This is a genomic window from Kitasatospora putterlickiae, assembly GCF_039527695.1.
In the GTDB taxonomy this organism is placed as follows: Bacteria; Actinomycetota; Actinomycetes; order Streptomycetales; family Streptomycetaceae; genus Kitasatospora; species Kitasatospora putterlickiae.
In genome coordinates, this window is sequence record NZ_BAAAKJ010000337.1 from 1 (window position 1) to 4042 (window position 4042).

Annotated in this window: 3 protein-coding genes; 2 read left to right on the plus strand and 1 reads right to left on the minus strand. The window is 76.8% G+C overall.

Annotation, left to right across the window (positions count from 1 at the left end):
• Positions 1-1342: PP2C family protein-serine/threonine phosphatase (locus tag ABD308_RS31570; protein WP_344342653.1), on the plus strand; the 1342-nt coding region annotated here is incomplete at its 5' end.
• 126 nt (positions 1343-1468) lie between these two features.
• Positions 1469-2968: an aminopeptidase P family protein gene (locus ABD308_RS31575; protein ID WP_425554898.1), complete on the plus strand. Its 1500-nt coding sequence runs from the start codon at positions 1469-1471 to the stop codon at positions 2966-2968.
• Between the two features lie 85 nt (positions 2969-3053).
• Here ABD308_RS31575 and ABD308_RS31580 read toward each other — a convergent pair.
• Positions 3054-4042, minus strand: a 989-nt coding sequence (locus ABD308_RS31580; RefSeq protein ID WP_344342655.1) for a COG1361 family protein, incomplete at its 5' end; no start/stop codon positions are given.

Here is a 4042-nt window from a genome sequence, read left to right on the forward strand (position 1 = left end):
CGGCGCGGCCGACGGCGCCCAGCCCGCCGTGACCGCCACCGGAGTGCAGGACCGTTTGGCCGGACGCCTGTCCGATTTCACCAGCCTGCACGAGCACACCGCGCTGCTCGCCCGCACCCGCGGCCTGTCCGCCACCCTGGACACCGTGCTCGCCTCCGTCGCCGCGCTGCTCGGCGCCGACCGCGCGCTGCTGGTCACCGCGCTGCCCGGCGGCGGCCCCAGCCAGCCGATCGGCCTCGGCCTGGACCGCGCCTGCCTCGGCTCGCTGGAGACCGTCCCGCCGGACCAGAGCCTGCTCGCCCGGCTGCTCCGCGAGCACGACCGGCCCGCCGACGTGCGCTCGCACGACCTCGTCGGCGACCCCGCGATCGGCGCCCGGCTGCGCGAGCTCGCCGGCCACCTCGGCCTCGGCGGCTGCTACGGCCTGCCGTTCGCCACCGAGGAGGACGGCCCGCTGGCCGCCGCGCTCTGGTTCTGGGACGGGCCCGGCGGCCCGACCGAGCGCCAGCGCGAACTGGCCCACCGCTACGTCGAGGTGGCCGCCCCGCTGCTGGCCAAGCAGATCGACGCGGAGCGGGGCCGGCGCACCACCGAGGCGCTGCGCCGCGGCCTGCTGCCCGACCGGCTCCCCCGGCCCGCCGGCCTGCGGCTGGCCGCCCGGCTCGTCCCGGCCGGCCTGGACCGCTCCCGCGGCAGCGACTGGTACGACACCATCCCGCTGCCGGACGGCACGGTCGGCCTCACCGTCGGCTCGGTCTCCGGCGACGGTCCCGGCGCCGGACCGGGCTCCGCCCCCGGCGCGGCCGCCGCGATGGGCCGGGTGCGGGCCGCGCTGCGCGCGTACGCGGTGCTGGAGGGCGAGGACCCGGTGTCCGTCCTGGGCGACCTCGAACTGCTGCTGAAGACCACCGAGCCGGCCCGCACCGCCACCGCCGTCTACGCCTGGGTGGAGCCGGAGGGCCGGCGGATCACCCTGGCCGGGGCCGGCCACTGCCCGCCGGTGCTGGTCACCCGGTACGGCGCCGAGTTCGTGGAGACCTCGCTCTCCGCGCCGCTCGGCGTGCTCTCCTGCTGGGAGGCGCCCGGCGTCGAGTTCACCGCCGAGCGCGGCGACACCCTGGTGCTCTACACCGAGGGACTGGCCCGCCGCTTCGGCCCCACCCTGCACGCCGGGCAGGCCAATCTGCGCCGGGTCGCCGCCGACGCCCCGCGCGACGTGCGGGTCGACCCCGAGCGGCTCTGCGCCCACCTGGCGGCGGCCGCGGCGGAGCAGGACGCGGCCGGCGCCGGGCGCGTCCCGGCCACCGACGACCTGACGCTGCTCGCGGCGCGCTTCGAGTAGGCCGGTCACGGGGCGAAGGCCCGAACGGATGAGCGGCCGGGCGTCCGTACCATGGACGCACGGCCGCCCACCTGTGTCGCGATCCGACGCGCCCCGGGCGGCACCACGCGCAAGGAGGCGACGTACGTGACCGAGGACCGCACCCCCGCGGTGGCCGAGAACCCCGAGGCCGTCGGCGGCGACGAGGAGCCGCAGCAGTTCAAGGGCCGCAAGAACGGCCTCTACTCCGAGGTCTCCGACGAGCTGGCCGCCTCGATGAAGACCGGCTGGGCGGACACCGAGCTGCACGGCCTCACCCCGGTCCCGCAGGCCCCGTACGCCGCCGAGCGCCGCGCCCGGCTGTCCGCCGCCTTCCCCGGCGAGCGCCTGGTCGTCCCGGCCGGCACCCTCAAGGTCCGCTCCAACGACTGCGACTACAGCTTCCGCGCCGCCAGCGAGTACGTGCACCTCACCGGTGACCAGACCGAGGACGCCGTCCTGGTCGCCGAGCCGGCCGGCGACACCGGCCACGTCTTCCACCTCTACCTGCTGCCCCGCTCCGACCGCGGGAACGGCGAGTTCTGGCTGGACGGCTACGGCGAGCTGTGGGTCGGCCGCCGGCACAGCCTCACCGAGCAGGAGCAGCTGCTCGGCCTGCCGGTTCGGGACGTCCGCAAGGCCGCCGACGAGCTGGCCGAGCGCGCCGCCGACGGCGTGCCGACCCGGATCGTGCGCGGCTACGACGCCGGCCTGGAGGCCGCCCTCGCCGCGGTGCTGGACGCCGACCGGGACGCCGCGTTCAAGGAGTTCCTGAGCGGCCTGCGGCTGGTCAAGGACGAGTGGGAGATCGGCGAGCTGCGCGCCGCCTGCGACGCCACCGTCAAGGGCTTCACCGACTGCGTGCGCGAGCTCGGCCAGGCCGTCGCCACCTCCGAGCGCTGGATCGAGGGCACCTTCTGGCGCCGCGCCCGGGTCGAGGGCAACGACGTCGGCTACGGCTCGATCTGCGCCGCCGGCCCGCACGCCACCACCCTGCACTGGGTGCGCAACGACGGCGAGGTCCGCCCCGGCGAGCTGCTGCTGCTGGACGCCGGCGTGGAGACCAGCAGCCTCTACACCGCCGACGTCACCCGCACCCTGCCGATCAACGGCCGCTTCAACGAGCTCCAGCGGAAGATCTACGACGCCGTCCACGACGCGCAGGAGGCCGGCATCGCGGCCGTCAGGCCCGGCGCCCGGTTCCGCGACTTCCACGACGCCTCGCAGCGGGTGCTCGCCGAGCGGCTGCTCGCCTGGGGCCTGCTGGACGCCTCGGTGTACGACGTCGAGAAGGTCCTGGAGCTCGGTCTGCAGCGCCGCTGGACCCTGCACGGCACCGGCCACATGCTCGGCCTGGACGTCCACGACTGCGCCCACTCGCGCACCGAGGAGCACGTCGACGCGCTGCTGGTGCCGGGCATGGTGCTCACCGTCGAGCCCGGCCTGTACTTCCAGCAGGACGACCTGACCGTCCCCGAGGAGTACCGCGGCATCGGCGTCCGGATCGAGGACGACATCCTGGTCACCGCCGACGGCAACGAGAACCTCTCGGCCGGCCTGCCGCGCCGTGCCGAGGACGTCGAGGCCTGGATGGCCTCGCTGGCCTGAGCCGACGGGCGCGCCCGAGCCGCCGGCGGTCCGGCCCCCGAGCAGTGGCGGCCGGATCGCCGGCGGCGCTCTCGGGGGGCGGCGGTCACATCGGGGCGGGGAAGGCGAACCCGGGGCGGATGACGACCGGACCGGCGGCCCGGCCGTCCCCCTCGGCACCCACCAGCACGTCGATCGTGTGGACGCCCTGCGGCCAGTCGTCCGGCACGCTGAACCGGAACGAGAACGACGTCGACTCCCGGGGCCGGACCAGCCGCTCCAGCAGGGACGTGTCGACCGTCCACGTCCCCTCGCCACCCGGCACGACCGGCAGCGTGCGCACGCCCTCCGCGCCGTACTCGGCCTGGACCACGACCTTGTCCAGCGCCCCCGGCCCGCTGATCACCAGGGTCGGGACCACCGAGGCCAGCGGCGCCGTCCCCGGGTTGCGGACGGTCATGGTGAACGGGGCCGGAGCCCCGCCGACCACCCCGGTGCCCGGCGGGGCGGCGATCGTGAGCTCCGGCGCCATCCGGCCGGCGGCGGGGGCGCTGGTCAGCCGGACGGCCGTCAGCGCCGACGCCTCCTCGGTGCGCTGCGGCGTGGACGGCAGCAGGGCCAGCGCCTCGATCAGCAGGGTCCCCTCCGCGCTGTCGATCCAGGGGTCCAGCCGGTAGCGGATCGTCCGGGAGGCCCCCGGGGCCAGCGGGAACGCCGCCGCGTCGCCCGAGGCCAGGTAGGCGCCCGACGCCTCGGTCAGCGGGACCTCCGTCCAGCCGCCCTCGTCCTCGCGCTGGAGTTGGGCGCGCACCGTCCGGTCGGTGCCGACCGGGTCGGCGAGCGCCCGGACCGACACCACCGGCGCCACCGTCCGGTGCGTCTGTCGGGTGGTGTTGTGCCAGGTCACCGAGAAGGTCACCCAGCCGGCACCGACGATCGCCTCCCGCCCCGCCAGGCCGTCGAAGCCCAGCGCGATGCCCTGGGACGGGCGGACCGACCCGGCGTCCGGGGCCGCGGCCGGAGACGGCGCGCCCCCGGCCTGCGCGCCGGGTGCCGTCCCGCCCGGCCGCGGGGAGGCGGCCCCGGTGCCCGGGC